Source organism: Streptomyces sp. NPDC002133, from assembly GCF_040296405.1.
GTDB lineage: Bacteria > Actinomycetota > Actinomycetes > Streptomycetales > Streptomycetaceae > Streptomyces.
In genome coordinates, this window is the sequence record NZ_JBEOXF010000004.1 from 256,244 (window position 1) to 273,441 (window position 17,198).

At 71.1% G+C, this 17,198-nt stretch carries 13 protein-coding genes; 6 read left to right on the forward strand and 7 right to left on the reverse strand.

Annotated elements, in window-relative coordinates; translation table 11 throughout:
* Positions 1-243 precede the first annotated feature (243 nt).
* A complete protein-coding gene (sbnA, locus tag ABT078_RS07565; protein ID WP_351224854.1) occupies positions 244-1,299 on the forward strand; it encodes a 2,3-diaminopropionate biosynthesis protein SbnA in 1,056 nt (351 codons plus the stop codon).
* A gap of 44 nt (positions 1,300-1,343) precedes the next feature.
* Here sbnA and ABT078_RS07570 read toward each other — a convergent pair whose 3' ends face one another.
* Both ABT078_RS07570 and ABT078_RS07575 read right to left on the reverse strand, forming a co-directional pair.
* Complete coding sequence (locus ABT078_RS07570; RefSeq protein WP_351224856.1) at positions 1,344-1,856, reverse strand: GNAT family N-acetyltransferase; 513 nt, start codon at positions 1,854-1,856, stop codon at positions 1,344-1,346.
* 145 nt (positions 1,857-2,001) lie between these two features.
* Positions 2,002-2,742, reverse strand: coding sequence for a sensor histidine kinase (locus ABT078_RS07575; RefSeq protein ID WP_351224858.1), 741 nt, complete (start codon positions 2,740-2,742; stop codon positions 2,002-2,004).
* A gap of 324 nt (positions 2,743-3,066) precedes the next feature.
* Between ABT078_RS07575 and ABT078_RS07585 the strand changes: the two genes are divergently transcribed.
* The 3 genes from ABT078_RS07585 to ABT078_RS07595 all read left to right on the forward strand — a co-directional run bounded on the left by ABT078_RS07585 (position 3,067) and on the right by ABT078_RS07595 (position 5,267).
* The gene (locus ABT078_RS07585) at positions 3,067-3,669 is read left to right on the forward strand and encodes a TetR/AcrR family transcriptional regulator (protein ID WP_351224860.1); all 603 of its coding nucleotides are present in this window, start codon (positions 3,067-3,069) and stop codon (positions 3,667-3,669) included.
* A 77-nt stretch (positions 3,670-3,746) separates the two neighbouring features.
* On the forward strand, positions 3,747-4,619 hold the full coding sequence (locus ABT078_RS07590) for a hypothetical protein (RefSeq protein ID WP_351224862.1): 873 nt from the start codon (positions 3,747-3,749) through the stop codon (positions 4,617-4,619).
* A gap of 204 nt (positions 4,620-4,823) precedes the next feature.
* On the forward strand, positions 4,824-5,267 hold the full coding sequence (locus tag ABT078_RS07595; RefSeq protein WP_351224864.1) for an RrF2 family transcriptional regulator: 444 nt from the start codon (positions 4,824-4,826) through the stop codon (positions 5,265-5,267).
* A 225-nt stretch (positions 5,268-5,492) separates the two neighbouring features.
* Here ABT078_RS07595 and ABT078_RS07600 read toward each other — a convergent pair whose 3' ends face one another.
* From ABT078_RS07600 to ABT078_RS07615, 4 genes are all read right to left on the reverse strand, one after another.
* On the reverse strand, positions 5,493-7,337 hold the full coding sequence (locus tag ABT078_RS07600; protein ID WP_351224865.1) for a transketolase: 1,845 nt from the start codon (positions 7,335-7,337) through the stop codon (positions 5,493-5,495).
* Positions 7,338-7,354: 17 nt separating this feature from the next.
* The gene (locus tag ABT078_RS07605) at positions 7,355-8,725 is read right to left on the reverse strand and encodes an NAD(P)/FAD-dependent oxidoreductase (RefSeq protein ID WP_351225073.1); all 1,371 of its coding nucleotides are present in this window, start codon (positions 8,723-8,725) and stop codon (positions 7,355-7,357) included.
* Between the two features lie 315 nt (positions 8,726-9,040).
* Positions 9,041-9,661 (reverse strand): L-threonylcarbamoyladenylate synthase, encoded by a 621-nt coding sequence (locus ABT078_RS07610; RefSeq protein ID WP_351224867.1) that lies wholly within the window; start codon positions 9,659-9,661, stop codon positions 9,041-9,043.
* Between the two features lie 106 nt (positions 9,662-9,767).
* Entirely contained in the window at positions 9,768-10,544 is a 777-nt protein-coding gene (locus ABT078_RS07615) for a hypothetical protein (protein WP_351224869.1), read from the reverse strand.
* A gap of 432 nt (positions 10,545-10,976) precedes the next feature.
* Here ABT078_RS07615 and ABT078_RS07620 point away from each other — a divergent pair, with 432 nt between their 5' ends.
* The gene (locus ABT078_RS07620; RefSeq protein WP_351224871.1) at positions 10,977-11,480 is read left to right on the forward strand and encodes a DUF4265 domain-containing protein; all 504 of its coding nucleotides are present in this window, start codon (positions 10,977-10,979) and stop codon (positions 11,478-11,480) included.
* 774 nt (positions 11,481-12,254) lie between these two features.
* On the forward strand, positions 12,255-16,037 hold the full coding sequence (locus ABT078_RS07625) for a S8 family peptidase (RefSeq protein WP_351224873.1): 3,783 nt from the start codon (positions 12,255-12,257) through the stop codon (positions 16,035-16,037).
* A gap of 119 nt (positions 16,038-16,156) precedes the next feature.
* Here ABT078_RS07625 and ABT078_RS07630 read toward each other — a convergent pair whose 3' ends face one another.
* The gene (locus tag ABT078_RS07630; protein WP_351224875.1) at positions 16,157-17,158 is read right to left on the reverse strand and encodes a helix-turn-helix domain-containing protein; all 1,002 of its coding nucleotides are present in this window, start codon (positions 17,156-17,158) and stop codon (positions 16,157-16,159) included.
* Positions 17,159-17,198 lie beyond the last annotated feature (40 nt).

A 17,198-nucleotide genomic window follows, 5' to 3' on the forward strand; every position in this document is an offset into this window, starting at 1 on the left:
ACGGGCGAGCACGATTCCGCGACCTCGTTGCCCGATGAAAGGAATGGAGGCTCATGCAGCACTTATCCCTCGCAAGACCGTCGGTCAATTCGCCGCGGGTCAGCACACGACGCCACGGCCGCTGACGCAGGGTTCCCCGTCCCGCCCGACTGGGCGGAGGTTCTCGCCCGCAAGGACGAGAAGCCCGCTGCCACGGTCGTCGGACGTACCGGCAAGTGCCCTGCTGCAGATGAGGAGGCCATCGTGCCAGTCATATCCGTTCCGTATGACTTCAACGAGGACGAGCTGTATGTCGACCTTCAGTCGATATTCGGGCACTCGCTCTTCCTGAAGTGTGAGGGCTTCAACTTCGCGGGCTCGATCAAGTTGAAGGCCGCGATCGAGATGGTGGAGACCGCCGAGCGGGACGGAGTCCTGACGCCGGATTCGATCCTGGTGGAGTCCTCGTCCGGCAACCTCGGCGTGGCACTGAGCATGATCGCGGCGAGCAAGGGCTACCAGTTCCTTTGCGTGACGGACTCCCGCTGCAATCTGTCGACCAGGCTGATGATGGAGGCTCTCGGCAGCCAGGTGCACGTCATCGCCGGACAGGAGGCCAACGGCGGCTTCCTCGGCGCCCGGATCGACTACGTCCGCGCGCTGTGCGCATCGGACGACCGGTACGTCTGGCTCAGCCAGTACACCAATCCGAACAACTGGAAGGCGCACTACCGCAGGACGGCGCCGGAGATCGCCCGCGACTTCCCGGGCCTGGACGTGCTGTTCGTCGGTGCCGGTACCACCGGAACACTGATGGGCTGTGCACGCTACTTCCAGGAATGGCACCGCCCGGTGCGGATAGTCGCACTGGACAGCGTCGGCTCGGTGATCTTCGGTGGTGCGGCAGGCCGCCGGATGATCCCCGGACTGGGCATGAGCATGCGCCCGCCACTCCTCGACGAGGCGTGCGTGGACGAGGTGATCCTGGTCGAGGAGGCGGACACCATCCGCGCCTGCCATCGTCTGGCCAGACACGGATTCCTGTTCGGCGGCTCCACTGGCACGGTGGTCAGCGGAGCGATGGACTGGCTGGACCAGCACGGCCGGCGCGGACTCACCGCGGTGGCCATCGCCCCCGACCTCGGCGAGCGCTACCTCGACACCGTCTACCACACCAACTGGCTGCACGCTCTCTACGGTGAGGACGTGCTCGACGACGTGCTCGACGACGTGCTCGACTACGAGGACGAGCCGTCCACCGACGCCCCGGCACCCGACCCCGCGCCACCGACCCCGTACCCGGGCAGTCGGCAGCAGTAGGCAGTGGTGCAGCGCCCTGGGACGGGCACAGGTCCGTCCCCCCACTACAGCGGGATGTTGATGTCGAACACGCGTCCGACGGCACGAGGGGGCGGTGCGTCCAGGCTCTCCAGGACGTGGAGCATCGGGACGTTGTCCGCGGCGACCGCCGCGGTCAGGGTGTGGTGGCCCGCGCGGCGGGCCACCTCGGCCGCGTGCGCGGCGAGTGCGGTGCCCAGTCCCTTGGACTGCCAGGCGTCCTCGACCAGCACGGCGAGCTCGCCCACGCCCTGCCGGTCGGTCCGCATCACGTTGGTCATGGCGATGATGTGATCCGTGTGCTGCGCCGGGGTGGTCACCAGTGTGGTGCCGCGCTCCGGGTCGGACAGCAACCTCCACCCGGCGGACGAGAGCTCGGGTTTGCCGGCGTGGTAGCGCTGGGCCCGGCTGCCGGGGGAGCAGCGCCGGTGCAGCGCCTGGACCGGTTCGAGGTCGGCGGGGGTCACTTCACGGGTCCGGGTGGCGGTGCCGTCGGTCAGCGTGATCGGGTACACGGCGTCTCGGCCGGCGTCGGGCATGCGACGGTCTCCTGAAAGTGGCATACGGGAGTGGTGTGCCGGCGGACCCCGCGGGACGGGTGTCCGCCTCGGCACACGAGCAGTCTTTTGCCACCTCCCGCCCGACTCAAGGCAGGTTCTCGCCAAAGCGATTACGCTTCGCACTTCAACCATTACTGAGTGGAGTCGATCGCCGGTCCGGATCGCAGGGCCGCGGCCGACCGTCGCCGTTCCCCCGTACGGTGCCCGGGCGGACCGTCCGGCGGCGAGGGTGCGGGACGCCCGCCAGGCTGTGCCTCCGGCGGGGCGTCGTGGACCGGAGGCGGACGACCGCGTTGAGGCCGCCGCCCGGGGCAGGGATGAGGAGGGCCTCGCCGCCGCCGGCGAGGGTGAGGCGCTGTACGAGGGCGAGGCCGAGGCCGGTGCCGCCCTTGGGAGCGTCAGGGGCGCGCCAGAGGCGGTCGAACGCGAGGCGGCGCTGCTCGGCGGTCATCCCTGGCCCCTGGTCCTGGACCTGCACCTCCGCTCCGGTGGCGGTGAGTCGCCGGGAGACAGTCACGGCGCTGCCCTCGGGAGCGCTGCGCAGGGCGTTGGACAGCAGGTTGTCCAGAATCTGCTCCAGGGCCCCGGGCAGCGCGAGGACGGTGGCGCCCGGCTTGCCGATGAGGTCGAGGCGTACGCCCTGGCGCGCGTAGAGGCTGGACCAGGCGACCAGAACGGGGTCCAGGTCGACGGGTTCGGGGGCGTGCGCGGTCTCCTCCATCCGGGCGAGGGCGAGCAGGCCCTCGACCATTCTGGCGAGCCTGTCGGTCTCGGTCGTCGCCGCGGTCAAACTGCCGTGCAATTGAGACGGGATGCCGGGTTCCATGGTGTCCAGGCGCAGCCGCAGCGCGGCGAGCGGGGTCACCAGGACCCGGCCGCCGATGCGCTCCGCGCAGCCGTCGAACCTTCCTCCGGCTGCCGAAGCTGATCGACGCTCTGGAGACGGTCGCCGCCGCCGGGACGCCGAGGATCCGGCTCGATCTGACCGGGGTGGCGCACTGGGACCGTGCCTCGCGCAGCCGGATCGAGGAGTTCGTGGCCCAGCTCCGCGGCTCGGACGTGCGGGTGGAACTGCTGCGCCCGAGTCTCGGCGGTCCCGCCGTCGGGCCTATTGACGGACATCCGGGGCCGGTTCGAGAATGACACGTCATTCCGCCTTCCGTGTTCCGCCGACGTAAGAGGTGTCCCCGTGCCCAGAGGCGTGGTCGACAAGCGGGACGCGATCCTGCACGCCGCGGGGAAGGTCTTCGCCGAGCGCGGCTACCACGCGACCGGGATCTCCGACATCGCGCGCGAACTCGGCGCCGGACACGGCACGTTCTACCGTTACTTCAAGAACAAGGAGGACATCGCCCGGAGCGTGGTGGCGCGAGCGCTCGGCCGGGTGTCCGACGCCCTGTCCGACGAGGATCCCGGCTCCTGCGAGACCCTGCCGCAGTACCGGGAGCAGGTCAGGCGGATCGGCCACAAGCTGTTCGACCTCGTCGCAGCGGAACCGGAGTTGTGCCGCATTCTGTTCTACGACGCGATTGCGATCGACCGGTCCGAGCCCTCCGTCGCCGGCCGGGCGATGGAGGCGGCGGCCGCGTACACCGCCGCCTTCATCCGCAACGGACAGGACCGCGGCTTCCTGCGCCGCGATCTCGACGCGCACGTGGTCGGGCTCGCGGTGAACGGGATGATCGTGACCGGGGCCGTGCGGCTGCTGCATGTGCAGAACCCCGGGGCCCTGCGTGACCCGTGGATCCACACGGTGGAGTCCCTCATGTTCGACGGCCTCGGCTCCTCCTGAGCCGCAGGCTCGCAACGACCGTTCATTTCTTCTGCCCTCGAAGCGGAATGACGTGTCATTCCGGAAGGGAGAGCACGATGGTCCAGGTCGACGTCTTCTGGTCGTACGGCATCGGCGCGAGCTTCGCCACCGCCGCCGCCTACCGGCTCGGCAGCGACGCCGGCGCCCCCGGCCGCCGCGCCTTTCGATGGTCGGACCCGTATCTGATGGTCACGGTCCTCTACTGTGCGGTGCTGTTCGCGCCGAGCGGTGCATGGCTGCTGTGGGACTTCCCGGACTGGGAGACCATGCAGGTGGCGCACGGGCACGGATCGCTGCCCGCCTGGCTGGTCGCGCTGTTCGCCGCGACCAATGTGAGCCAGGGCGTGCTCGGTTACCGGGTCGCGGCGAGGCTCATCGAGGCCGGCCGTGTGTACGCCGCCTATCTCCAGGCCGGAGTGGGGTATTTCGGCATGTTCTTCATCCTCGTCCACGGCTGGGACGGACGGGGCTACCAGCGGTTCTTCTCCGCGGACCGGGAGACCTTCGCACACTGGCCGGAGAGTCCCGGCCCGGGAGAAGCCCTGTCCCGCGTGGGCGACTGGCTGGTCTCGCCGGTCGCGCTGACGCTCTACGGGATGGGAGCGGTGCTCGTACCCGTGATGCTGGCCGTGATGGCCTCGTGGCTCCGCTCGGGACGGAGTGAGTCGGGCACCGGTGCGGCACCGGGTCGACTCCGCATCGTGGGCGGGGTGCTGGGTGCCGTCTTCGGAGTGGCGCTGGGCAGTGCCGTGGCCTCCAGCGTCCTCGTCCATCTGCTCGGCTGGTGGCTCGGCGTCCCCGCCGCGGCGGCCCTTGTCGCCGTGCTCGTCGTGCGCCGCGGCACGGGTGCGGCCCACCGCACCTTCGGGCTGCTGGCGCTGCCCGACCGGGCCGGCGGCCGCCCGCGGAGCGTGCCGGCAGCGGGCTGACGACGGTGCCCCGTCAAGGCTTCCGGGGCTCGTCGAAGCCGGCGTAGTGGGCGGCGGCCACGTCTTCGCGGCCATGGCCCCGTGCGGTCGGCAGCGCGACCGAGGACGTCGCCCGGGGCCGCGAACGCCTCGTCCATGCCGCCCGCAGATGGTGAGACCCCCACTTAATGTGCATGCGCGATGCGCATTTGATAGCGTAAACTCGTGAGGTTGACGAAGTTCAGCGATCTGGCGTTGCGCGCGGTCATGCGTCTGGCGGTCGTCCGGGACGGCGAGTCCCTGACGACGCGCGAGGTGGCCGAGGCGATGGATGTGCCGTACGCGCACATGGCCAAGGCCGTGGCACGGCTCCAGCACCTCGGTGTCCTGGAGGCCCGGCGCGGCCGGGGCGGCGGACTGGAGCTCACCGGCTTCGGACGCGGCGCCTCGGTCGGCTGGCTGCTGCGCGAACTGGAGGGCGAGGAAGAGGTGGTCGCCTGCGAGGGTGACACCCCGTGCCCGCTGCGTGGCGCCTGCCGGCTCCGGAGCGCTCTGCGCGCCGCCCAGCAGGCGTTCTACAGCACCCTCGACCCCCTGACCGTGTCGGACGTCGTGACCTCCCCCACCGGGCCGGTCCTGCTCACCCTCACCGGGCGGGACACCGCCTGAGTTTCCCCGACCACCGGTCCCGGATCAGCGGGACCGCACACCCTATAATACGCAGATCACTTACCACTTTGGAGGGGTGTACTCTCCGAGCAGTCCGGCCCGTCGAAGCCGTCGAGGAGCCCTCCGGCGTCAGCGGCGTACCCGCACCGGCCGCCGGTGGACACCGGTAGCACCGCCGGGCGGGTGCGCGGACGACGACCCCCTGCTGCCCGAGCGGCAGGTCCCTCAGCGCACGACGACCCGTTCCACGAGCAGTTTCACCGCCGCCGCAATCGACTCCGCGTCGATGCCCGAGGCATGCAACTGCTCCTCCGGCGTCGCGGACGCCGGCATGTTGCGCACGGCCAGCCGGACGAGCCGCGGTACGGGGCGACCGTCCGAGAACGCCTCCGCCACGGCGTCGCCGATCCCGCCCTCCGGATGGTGGTCCTCCACGGTGAGGAGGCATGCTGTCGCCCCGGCCGCGTCGTTGAGCGTGTCCACGTCCACGGGCTTCACCGAGTACAGGTCGATCACCCGGATCTGGACCCCGTCCGCCGCGAGCGCGTCCGCGGCGCGCAGCGCCTCATGGACCGTGACCCCGGCGGCTACGACCGTCGCCCGGTCGTGGTCGCTGCGGCGCAGCACCTTGCTGCCGCCGACCGGGAACTCCTCGTCGGGCCCGTAGATCACGGGCGTCTCGCCGCGGGTCGTCCGCAGATAGCGGACGCCCTCCAGCTCCGCCATGGCGGCCACCAGCCGCGCCGTCTGGTTGGCGTCGCACGGGTACAGGACCGTCGACCCGTGGACGGCGCGGAGCATGGCCAGGTCCTCCAGGCCCATCTGGGAGGGACCGTCCTGGCCGATCGCCACACCCGCGTGCGAGCCCACGAGATTGATCCCGGCCCGGCTCACCGCGGCCATGCGGATGAAGTCGTGGGCCCGGGTGAGGAACGCGGCGAAGGTCGACGCGTACGGCAACCAGCCGCGCGCCTGCAGGCCGACCGCCGCAGCGACGAGTTGCTGCTCGGCGATGTAGCACTCGAAGAACCGGTCCGGATGCTCCTTCTTGAAGTACTCCGCCCGGGTGGAGTCGCTCACCTCGCCGTCGAGCGCGACCACGTCGCCCCGTGCCGAGCCTAGGGCCGCCAGGGCACGCCCGAAGGCCGTGCGCGTGGCCTCCTTCGTACCCGGATCGAAGCGGGGAAGCTCGACCCGCCCACGGCCCTGGGGCTGCTGGGGCCGCTCGGCCGGCGGGGCCTGGACCTCGACCCGTATGTGGCGGGGACCGCCGAGTTCCTCGATCGCCGCCTGCGCGTCCGGCAGCGGCTTGCCGTGCTTGCCCTCCTGGTCCTCCACGGCGGCGACACCGCGTCCCTTGCGGGTGGCGGCGATGACGGCGACCGGTCGCTCCCGCACCTCCACGGCCTCGGTGAAGGCCTTGTCGACGGCTTCGACGTCATGGCCGTCGACCTCGAGCGTGTGCCAGCCGAAGGCCCGGAGCCGGCGCGCGTACGCGTCCAGGTCGTGCTGGTGCCGGGTCGGACCGCGTTGTCCGAGCCGGTTGACGTCGACGATCAGCGTCAGATTGGCCAGCTTCTCGTACGAGGCGTGCTCGACGGCCTCCCAGACGGAGCCCTCCGCCATCTCGCTGTCCCCGGACAGCACCCATACCCGGTACGGGATCCGGTCGAGGTACTTGCCGGCGAGGGCCATCCCGACGCCGACCGGAAGCCCCTGGCCGAGTGAGCCGGTGGCGACGTCCACCCAGGGCAGCCGCGGCGTGGGATGCCCCTCGAGACGGCTGCCCAGCCGGCGGTACGTCAGCAGTTCCTCCTCGCCGACCGCTCCGGCCGCCTTGTAGAGGGCGTGGAGCAGGGGCGAGGCGTGCCCCTTGGAGAAGATCAGCCGGTCGTTCGCCGGGTTGTCGGGGTGGTCGAAGTCGTAGCGCAGATGGTGGGCGAGGAGCACGGCGGCGAGATCCGCCGCGGACATCGACGAGGTCGGGTGTCCCGAGCCCGCCCCGTCGGCCACCCGTACGGAGTCCACCCGCAACTGCTGGGCCAGTTCGCTCAGTTCTTCGTAGCGCATGTCACTCCTCTCGCATGTCACTCCGTGGGCGGTGCGCCGGGGAATCTGGCCAGTTCGGGGGAGGCCGTGTCCAGCGGCACGGACCAGGGGTGGACCAGGCCGAGCTGCACCGCCTGGCGCGGCAGCGCCGTGTCCAGCAGCCAGTCGGCCGCCACCCGCACCCGGTTGCCGGGCATCGCCGCGAGGTGGTAGCCGCGGGTCACCGCGCCCGCGAGCGGTCCGGACAGCGGTACGCCCAGCGGGTTCGCGGCCGCCTGCACGCCGCCCAGGTCCACGGCGAACCCGAGATCGTGGTGCCGGTAAGCACGAGCGGTGCCGTGTCCGAGGGATGCGGCGACGTTGCGGGCGGCGACATCGCCCTGACGGGTCGCGTGCTGCGCGGTCATGGGGGTCAGTTCGAAGCCGCCGTCGCCGTTCCCGGAGCGCGGCCGGGTCAGGTCGGGCACGGCGGCGGCGTCGCCGCAGGCGAACACCTCAGGGTGCCCCGGTACGTCGAGCCGTGGTGTGACGCACAGCCTGCCGCGATCGACGGGCAGGCCTAGGTCGGCGACGAGCGGATCGGGCCGTACCCCGACGCACCAGACGAGCGTCCTGGTCGCGACGAACTCGCCGTTGTCCAGCCACACACCCTCCGGGGTGGCCTCCTTGACGGACGTACGGGTGCGTATTTCCACCCCCCGGCCGCGCAGCACCCGGTCGGCGGTCCGGGACAGGCGCGGGTCGAGTCCGGGCAGCACGCGCGGCGCGATGTCGAGGAGCAGCCAGCGCGGGCGGGTGTCCGGCGAGCGCCAGGCCGTGCTCTGGGGCGGCCTCGGCCGGGCCATCTGGGAGTGGAGCGCGTCCGTGAACAGCTTGCCCTGGGCAGCGACCTCCGTCCCCGTGTACCCGGCGCCCACCACCACGAAGGTGCACCGCGCCGCGCACTCGCCGGCCTCGCCCGCGGACGCCGCCAGCTCGGTCTGCCGGGTGATGTGGTCGCGCAGAAAGAGCGCTTCGGGCAGCCCGCGAAAACCGTGGGCGTGCTCGCTCACTCCGGGTACAGGCAGAAGTTTGTTCACACTGCCGACCGCGAGCACGAGCCGGTCGTACGCCAGCTCCCCGGGCCCGCCCTCCGGGTCCGTGTAGTGAACGCGGCGCTGCGACAGGTCGACGTCTGTCGCCTCACCGAGCACGAGCCGCACCCGGGGAAGGGTGTGCACGAGTGACACGGTCACCCTCCGTGGCTCGAGGACTCCGGCGGACACCTGAGGCAGCAGAGGAAGATACAGAAAGTAGTCGGTGGGGTTGAGCAGAACGATCTCCACCCGTTCCCGGGCCAGCAGCCGGGAGAGCGTCCGAGCGGTCCGGTGGCCGGCGAATCCGGCTCCCACGACGACGACCCGGGGCACGGGGTCCCGCGCCGGCTTCCGGGACGTGGGCTCGGTCTGTGCGGACTGGGTCTGTGTGGGTTGCGTCGGTGTGGGCCGGCCCTGTGTGGGCAGGGCCTGCGCGGACGGTGCCAGGTCTTCGGCATGCACGACGAATCGCCTCCCATGGGGACAAGGGCGTGCGACGGACGGGCCAGACGTTCCGGGTGCCCGACCGCCGCCGTCGCAAACGCCTCCGTCGGCGTCCTCGTCGACGCCGTCGTCAACGCCCTCGTGAACCCAGCGTCCCTCTGTCGAACTGTCGCGGCCACACGAGATGCGATGCCGTCGGTGTGGTCACTCGAACCGCGCGGTGTCGCCTGCCCCTCGGCGGACGACCTCGGGTTCGCCGCCGGAGAAGTCGATGACCGTGGTCGGCTCGGTGCCGCAGTCGCCGGAGTCGACCACGATGTCCACCACGTGCTCGAGCCGTTCCTTGATCTCCCAGCCCTGTGTCATCGGCTCGTCGTCGTCGGGCAGGAGCAGCGTGCTGGAGAGCAGCGGCTCACCGAGCTCGGCGACCAGGGCCTGGGCGACGGCATGGTCGGGAATCCTGACGCCGACCGTCTTCTTCTTCGGGTGCAGGAGCCGGCGCGGCACTTCCTTCGTCGCGGGGAGGATGAAGGTGTAACTGCCGGGCGTTGCCGCCTTGATCGCGCGGAACACGTCGTTGTCGACGTACACGAACTGTCCCAGCTGCGCGAAGTTCTGGCACACCAGGGTGAAGTGGTGGCGTTCGTCGAGGTTCCTGATCGACCGGATCCGTTCGATGCCGTCACGACTGCCCAGCTGACACCCCAGCGCGAAGCAGGAGTCCGTGGGGTACGCGACGAGCGCGCCGGATCGGATGTTCTCGGCCACGTCACTGATGACGCGCCGCTGTGGATTCTCCGGGTGGACGTCGAAGTACTTCGCCATCCGCCGAGTCTAGGTGATCTGGGCATCCGCGCGAGCCACATGCCGTCACTCACCGTAATGACTTCGGCCTTCGGCATGCATGGTCGGACGTGACGGAGCTGCGCGGTCAGACCGGCCGCGGGCCCCTCGACGGCTCCATGCCGTCGCCGCTCGCCCGCAGCAGGCGCAGGAAGGCCTTGACGCCCGCGATGATCTCCTGGTTGTCGGTGAGGCGAGTCACGGTCGACTCGAACTCCCTGCCCATCGCCCCGATCTTCCGATCGGCCTCGTCGGCCCGCTCGCACGACGCCATGCCCAACGCGTCCACCGTGCGCCGCAGTTCGGCGAGCGCGTGGTACTGCTCCTCCGCCTTGTCCTCCAGGACCTTCATCCCGGCCTCGGCGCCGTGGACCCGCGCACGCAGCTCCACCACGTCGTCGCGCGGATACGTCACGTCCTTGAGCAACGTGCCCAGGCGCCGGCGGAGCTGTGCGAAGCAGGCGCCCGCCGGCCGGAAGAGAGTGCTCAGCAGGAAGAACCCGGCGAACCAGTAGCCCGTCACGCGCCCGGTCGCCAGGGCGACCAGCACCGCGGCACCCGCTGTCAGCACGTGTCCCGCCACGGCGACCCGCCGCATCATCCGCGCGATGCGCGCGGCCTCGGTGTCGCGCGCCTTCGGGACCTCCAGCCCTTTGTCCCGGCTCACTGCGATCTCGGCGATCACCGCATGCGCCCGGAAGTACAGGTTCCACGGCACGGTCAGCAGCACCAGCAGCCACAGGAGGGCGAGCACCCCGGCAGCCGCCCCCAGCACCACCTCCGGTGGCGCCCCTGCCGCACAGGCCGGAATCACAGCCGCGGCGGTCCCCACGACCACCAGTGCCGCTCCGAGGAACTTCCCCATGCCATCCCCCACATGAGAGTCCGAGGCGCGGCCGGTGCCACGCTGTGCCCCATGGTCCTGCCGCAGCCGGAGGCCGACATGAGTACGCATACTCAGCAAAGTGCCGCGGAGTCGCCGTGCGCGCCGGGACGGGCCGCGCCGGAAGCCCCGGCGGCCTCAGGGCACCGGCACCTCGAACCAGATGCGCTTCCCTGCCCCGAGGGGCTCCGCGCCCCAGGCCTGCGTCAGTGTTGCTCCACGATGACCAGGCCCCGGCTGCCGGGCGTCATTTACCAACGGAGTCCTGAAGGCCGGGGCCTCCTTGGAGAAATCAGGTGAACTTCTGAGCGACGTCTGCCGACAGCCCGTCAAGGTGCTGCCGCCTCCGCGCATGGGGACGCCTCTGGCCATCCCGAGAAGGGGCGACCGACGGTTCGCGGCATCATGTCGTGCATGACCTCTACGACTGCCCCAGAGCGTGTCCCTGTCGGCGGCGACCAGATCAAGGTCTGGTACCGGTTCGTGGCGCGCGAGGACTGGCTGCCCTACGACACCGAGGGTCTGTGGGCCACGCGGCTGAGCGCGGACACCGCCCGTGTGGCGAGCGTGCCCTTTCTGCAGGACGGGGTCGCCGAGGGCGAGGTCGTACGGTTCATCACGGACGCGGACGGTCACCACTGGGCCAGGGAACGGGTGGAGGCGTCGGGCAACTGCACCGTCCGGGTGCTGCCGGTCCCCGGCGGCCCGCTGGGGCGAAGCGCACAGGCCGTGCACGAACGGCTCGCACCGTTCGGCCTGGGCGGGGAGAGCTTCAGCAGGGAATTCCCCCTGGTCGCGTTGACCGTGCCGGCCGATGCCGACATCGAGGGAATCAAGGCACTGCTGATCCGGGGCCAGGAGGAGGGCTGGTGGCACTTCGAAGTTGCCTGTGTCACCGACGCCTGGCGAGCGGCGTAGCGTGCGGTTACCGATCACAGCACCGCCTGCGGGGCCGGCGGCGCGCCGGCTGTCACGCTCCCCCGCCACGTCCCGTGCCCGGTTTCGAGGGCCCTTGGAGAGCCGTCCTGGTGCCCTGGAGGCGTGTACAGGGCAGCGGCCGGCGGTGCGGCACGGATGAGGGCAGCAACCTGGTCGCGGGGCGCGTCGGGCTCCGCGGAGGCCGGTCGAAGGGTCTCCCGTCGAAGGGGCTCGGGCCGCGTCACGGGTGATCGGCCCTGCGTCGGGGCGGACATGCGCAGGCCCGTGCGAGCAGGCGGTCGACCTGCCCACCGATCTCGGCGGCCGTGCGCAGCGGATCGGGGAACAGGATGCGGACGTCCCGGTGTCCACGGGTGTACTCGCAGCGCAGCGTGAATCTGGGAAGCCCCCACGCCGCGGCCGTCCACGTCCGGACCTGCTTCGCGTCGAGACCGGGCGATCCGCACGGCCGTCGGGCAGCCGGCCCACGTCGATGCCGACGGGCAGGACAAGCTCGTGCTGCTCCTCAAGGGCATCGGTGACGAGATGTGCGCTCCCGGGTTCCGCGGCTGCGCCTTCCTGGGCACGGGTGCAACGTCCGGGAACGCATGAGCCTCCCGGCCCGGGCCGAGCGGTCCGCGCACGACCGGGGTCCAAGTGCCGGTGGCGGAAAGGTGACTTGGCGCAGGCTGGACAGGCTCGGATGCTGGCTGGCCCGCGCCTGTGCCGCCAATCTTTGCCCCCATGGGATCAACGAACAGACGGTGGTGGCAGGTGACCCTCGCACCGCACCAACGCTCGGTGGCCATCGCCACCCTCACAGCGGTTCTGATGGGCATCGCCGCACCGGGCGTCGCTCAAGAGCCCGGACATTCCCGTTCCACGGACGGGTCGCGCCCGTCCGTTCACACCGTCACGTTGATCACGGGGGACCGTGTCACGGTGAGCCGTTACGCGGACGGCCGGCAGGTGGCCGGTGTCCGTCCGGCACGTGGACAGGAGGGCGGCGGGTTCAGCACCCGGGAGATCGACGGCCGCATCCACGTCACACCGTTGGCCGCCGTTCCCTACCTCTCCTCGGGTCAGCTGGACGCCGCGCTCTTCGACGTCACGGGCCTCATCGAGCAGGGGTACGACGACACCCGCGCCAAGGAACTGCCGCTGGTGCTGCGTTACGGCTCGGCGGCCGCGGCGTCCGCGCGGAAAGCGCCGACCGGGGCGGAGCGCCGGAGGGTGCTCGACAGCGTCGACGGCGTGGCGGTCGATGCCTCCAAGGGCGAGCTGGACCACTTCTGGGACACCGTCAGCGGTTCTCCGGACAGTGCCTCACGGCAGGCGGGCGCACGCGTCGCGCAGCAGGCCCACAAGGCCGCTCCCCGTCTGACCGGCAGCCTGGAGAAGATCTGGCTCGACCGGAAGATACGGGTCTCGCTCGACCGCAGCGTGGCGCAGATCGGTGCCCCTGAGGTCTGGAAGACCGGAGCGACCGGCAAGGGCGTCAAGGTCGCCGTGCTGGACACCGGCATCGACACGGCCCACCCCGACCTCGCCGGCCGCCTGGGCGAGATACGCAACTTCAGCACGAGCGACAGCACCCGCGACCTCGTCGGCCACGGCACGCACGTGGCGGCGACCATCGCGGGATCGGGCGCCGCGGCGAACGGCACCCGCAAGGGTGTCGCGCCCGACGCCGAACTGATCGTCGGCAAGGTGCTGGACGACTCCGGTTCCGGCTCGTACTCCGACGTCCTGGCCGGCATGGAGTGGGCGGCCCGCTCGGGCGCCCGAGTCGTCAACATGAGCCTCGGCGGCCCGGCGTCCGACGACGACCCGCTGGTCACGGCGGTGGAGGAACTGACGACCGAAACCGGCACCCTGTTCGTCGTCGCGGCGGGGAACGAGGGCCCGGGCACGCAGACCGTCGGCTCGCCGGGCACGGCCCCGAGCGCCCTGACCGTCGGTGCCGTCGACCGCGACGACTCGCTCGCCGCGTTCTCCAGCCGCGGACCCGTCGGCGCGGCCGACGCGGTCAAGCCGGATCTGACCGCGCCGGGCGTCGGGATCGTCGCCGCGCGGGCCGCGGGCACGCAGATGGGCAGCCCGGAGAACGACCACTACACCGCCGCTTCGGGTACCTCGATGGCGACGCCGCACGTCGCCGGGGCGGCCGCACTGCTGGCGCAGCGCCACCCGAACTGGACTCCCCAGGCCATCAAGAACGCGCTCGTGGGCTCGTCGCAGGTGGTCACGGGTCAGGGCGTGGACGAACAGGGCGGCGGTCGCGTGGACGTGGCCGGCGCCGTCACCCGCAGCGTCGTCGCCACCGGCACGCTGAGCCTGGGTGCCCAGCAACCCGACAGCGCAGGCACGACGCGGGAGATCGCGTACACCAATGTCTCCGCGCGGCCGGTGAAGCTGGCGCTCTCGCTGGAGATGAAGCATGCCGACGGCACGCCCGCACCGGCCGGCGTTCTCACGACCGGCTCGTCGTCGGTCACCGTCGCCGCGGGCGAGACCGTGCAGGTGCCGGTCACCGCGCGTCCGGCCGGGGTGCCACTCGGCCGCTGGTCCGGCTATCTGACGGCGACCCCGGACGACGGCACGACCGCCGTGCACACCGCCGTCGCCATGACGGTCCGAGGCGCCATGCGGACCCTGACGATGCGTTTCGTCGACCGCGAAGGCCGTCCCGGGGTGGTGCCGGTCCTCGAGCTGTACGGCTCCGACCAGCGTTACGACGTGCTGGCACACGTCGCTCCGTGGATGAACGGCACGGCCCGGGTGACGGTCCCGGAGGACACCTACTTCCTCAAGGCGCTGGTGCCGGGCCAGGAGGTCAAGGGCTGGCACCTCACCCAGGTGATGCGGCCCGAGCTGAAGCTGAGCTCCGACATGGAGATCGTCCTCGACGCCCGTACGGCAAAGCCCATCGAGGTGCGTACACCCAAGGCGTCCGAACAGCAGGGGATGATCCACTTCGGTGCCTACCGGGCCTTCGGTTCCCGGAAGATCGCCAGTACGACCGTCGACTTCGACGCGGTCCGCACCGTGTTCGCCACGCCGACCGCCCGGGTCGCGAAGGGGGACTTCGAGTTCTACTCCCGGTGGCGGATGGTCGCGCCCCGGCTGCGGGCCCGGGCCCTGGGGGCCGAGGCTCCCGCGCTGACCCCCGTGCTGTTCAACTACTCGCCCGCCGTGGACGGCAAGCGCAGGCTCCCGCTGGTCTTCGTCGAGCCGGACTCACTTGCCGGGAAGGACCTGCGCGGCAAGGCCGTACTGATGCGCACCGACGGAGGACTCTTCGAGCAGGTGGCCGCCGTGGCGAAGACCGGGGCCGCGGCCCTGATGATCATCAACGAGTTCGCGGGTCCGGTGTGGCAGCCGTGGGTCCCCGCGGGTGAACGCGACCCGCTCATCACCATGCACGTACCGCAGGAACAGGGCGAAGCGCTCGCGGCCTGGCTGAAGCAACAGCGGACGGGCACGCTGGAGCTGTCGGGCACCTCGTCCAGCCCGTACCTGTACGACCTGGCGCTCGTCGAGAAGGACGTCGTACCGGCCCGTCTGTCCTACACGGTGAAGTCGTCCGGAACCGCGACGGTGGAGTCCCGCTACCACCGGCCCGGAACCGATGCCTGGTCCAGCGAGCAGCGTTTCGCCTGGCGCCCCTGGCAGGGCACGTCGTTCACCCTGGACAACCAGTCCTTCGTGAAGCTGCCCTCGACCCGGACGGAGACGATCAGCGCGGGCGACACGCTGTGGCTGGAAAGGGTCACGCACAAGTCCCCGTGGAACACCATGTTCTCCCTCGGTGGCGGCATGACGGGCGGTGTACACCAGTACGCCGCCGGCCAGCGGCTGCGTGAGGACTGGTACGGGTCGGTCGTCCGCCCGACCGCGCCGGCCGGGAACTCCGCCTTCCGCTCGGTGCGCACAGGCGACACCTTCGCACTGCGGCTCGCGGAGCTGACCGACGGCGAGGGCCGTCACTACGGATTCGCCGGCGACGACGAGACCGACCAGGTACGCACCCGGCTGTACCGCGACGGCACCCAGGTCGCCGACGAGCGGGCGCCGTGGGGCAGCTTCCCGGCCGCAGAGGGCGATGGCTCCTACCGGCTGCGGGTGGAGACCTCCCGCAACTCGCCCGCCTGGGTGTTCTCGACGAACACCGACACGTCCTGGTCGTTCCGGTCCTCGTCGCCCGCTGCGGGCCAGGAGGCGCTGCTGCCTCTGGTGCTGCTCGACTACGACGTCCCGGTGGACACCCTCAACCAGGTGGACGGTTCGTCCTCCACGAACCTGCGACTGACGGCCCGTCACCAGGACGGATGGGCGGGTGCACGCATCGCGGGCATGCGCGTCCAGGCGTCGACCGACGACGGCGGGCGCTGGACGTCCGTCCCCGTCTCGGCTCGCGGGAACGGCACGTTCGACGTGCGGCTGGACCGTGCCATGACGCGCCACGCGGACTTCGTGTCACTGCGCGTCGAGGCCTGGGACAGCGCGGGCAACAAGGTCGAGCAGACGGTGGTCCGCGCGTTCGGCGTGCGGTAGCCGAGAGCCCCGGGCGGTGTGGGTGACGCGATCACCCGCGTGGGGGTGGGGATCGCGGCATCGCCCGGAAAGGGGTGCGGCCGGCGGAGTACGCCGGCCGCACCTTCGCACCTCCGTGGTCAGATCCAGTTCCGGCGCGCGGCCTGCCATCCGAGCTGCATCCGGGTCGCGACCCCGGCGAGGTTCATCAGGCCCTGGATACGCCGCTGGACGGTGCGCTTGCTCACGCCGAGCTGGCCGGCGATGGACTCGTCGGTGATGCCCGCGACCATCAGCGACAGAAGGTGCTGGTCCTCGGGAGTCAGCGAGGCGGTGTCGGCCGTCAGTCCGGTCCCGCCGATCTGGCCCTCCGGTGTCACCCGCAGCGGTGCCCCGACCTCCCAGTAGCGCTCGAACAAAGCGAGCAGCGCCTCGAACAGGCTGCTGCCGCGGATGACGGCCGTCGTCACGTCCCGCGGGTTGCCGGCCGGGCCGGCGGGTGCAAGAGGGCAGATGGCGACGGACCGGTCGGCGATCGCCATCCGCAGCGGCAGTGCGGGGACGGCGCGCGCGGCCTCCCCGGCCCGTACGGCCCTGACTACGTTGTCGACGGAGCCGGAGTCGTCGAAGAAGGCCTGCTCGTACAGGACGCGGTAGCCGACACCGCGAGCCAGGGCGTCGAACTCGGCCTGGTTCGTCCCCGACGGCATCGCGACGTACTGCGCTCTGCAGAACCACAAGAGCTCGTGGCGGGCACTGTCCTGGACCTGCCGCAGCCGCTGGCGCAGGGCCTCGGCCCCGGTGACGATCTCTATCGCGTCGCCCGCGTCACGGTTCCAGGCGCTGCGGCGGTAAGCCTCCATGAGCTCGGACACGGCGACGCGGGCCTTCTCGAGGTCGTCGGCGCGGCGTTCGAGCCGTGGCAGCAGAGTCATGTCCGGCGGGTTCGCGGCGAACCGCCCGGGCTCTCCCTCCACACCGCGCGCCAGGCCCGTCTTCTCCAGGGCGCCGAGCAGCCGCCCCGTGGTTTCCTCGTCGAGACCCGTTGTCGCGGACAGCTCCTGCGCCGACGCCGTGACGGCGACGACGAGCGCGCGGTACACCTCGGTCTCGGCGGCCGAAAAGCCCACCGTCTCCAGCATGCTGTGTCCCTCTCCCATCACCTGCCGACGTGTCGGCGCA

What these genes read in the sequence shown, in the direction of transcription:
- ABT078_RS07570 (WP_351224856.1), bottom strand. Translation starts at nt 1,856, where the DNA reads ATGCCCGACGCCGGCCGAGACGCCGTGTACCCGATCACGCTGACCGAC.
- ABT078_RS07590 (WP_351224862.1), top strand. Translation starts at nt 3,747, where the DNA reads ATGGTCCAGGTCGACGTCTTCTGGTCGTACGGCATCGGCGCGAGCTTC.
- ABT078_RS07600 (WP_351224865.1), bottom strand. Translation starts at nt 7,337, where the DNA reads ATGCGCTACGAAGAACTGAGCGAACTGGCCCAGCAGTTGCGGGTGGAC.
- ABT078_RS07610 (WP_351224867.1), bottom strand. Translation starts at nt 9,661, where the DNA reads ATGGCGAAGTACTTCGACGTCCACCCGGAGAATCCACAGCGGCGCGTC.
- ABT078_RS07615 (WP_351224869.1), bottom strand. Translation starts at nt 10,544, where the DNA reads ATGGGGAAGTTCCTCGGAGCGGCACTGGTGGTCGTGGGGACCGCCGCG.
- ABT078_RS07620 (WP_351224871.1), top strand. Translation starts at nt 10,977, where the DNA reads ATGACCTCTACGACTGCCCCAGAGCGTGTCCCTGTCGGCGGCGACCAG.
- ABT078_RS07630 (WP_351224875.1), bottom strand. Translation starts at nt 17,158, where the DNA reads ATGCTGGAGACGGTGGGCTTTTCGGCCGCCGAGACCGAGGTGTACCGC.